2 protein-coding genes are annotated in these 501 nt (G+C 48.9%); both read left to right on the top strand.

Going from position 1 to position 501, the window contains the following annotated elements:
- A partial coding sequence (locus J0A67_RS22620) for a metallophosphoesterase family protein (RefSeq protein ID WP_438839601.1) occupies nt 1-245 on the top strand: 245 nt, incomplete at its 5' end.
- A 44-nt stretch (nt 246-289) separates the two neighbouring features.
- A partial coding sequence (locus J0A67_RS22625) for an antitermination protein Q (protein WP_438839602.1) occupies nt 290-501 on the top strand: 212 nt, incomplete at its 3' end.

Genomic DNA, 501 nt, shown 5'->3' on the forward strand with positions numbered 1-501 from the left:
ATTATCCCTTTGACGAATACGAGTTTGGAAAGCCAGTTGATCATCAGCAGGTAATCTGGAACCGCGAACGAATCAGCAACTCACAAAACGGGATCGTGAAAGAAATCAAAGGCGCGGACACGTTCATCTTTGGTCATACGCCAGCAGTGAAACCACTCAAGTTTGCCAACCAAATGTATATCGATACCGGCGCAGTGTTCTGCGGAAACCTAACATTGATTCAGGTACAGGGAGAAGGCGCATGAGACTCGAAAGCGTAGCTAAATTTCATTCGCCAAAAAGCCCGATGATGAGCGACTCACCACGGGCCACGGCTTCTGACTCTCTTTCCGGTACTGATGTGATGGCTGCTATGGGGATGGCGCAATCACAAGCCGGATTCGGTATGGCTGCATTCTGCGGTAAGCACGAACTCAGCCAGAACGACAAACAAAAGGCTATCAACTATCTGATGCAATTTGCACACAAGGTATCGGGGAAATACCGTGGTGTGGCAAAGCT

Source organism: Algoriphagus aestuariicola (assembly GCF_017254835.1).
Taxonomy (GTDB): Bacteria; Bacteroidota; Bacteroidia; order Cytophagales; family Cyclobacteriaceae; genus Algoriphagus; species Algoriphagus aestuariicola.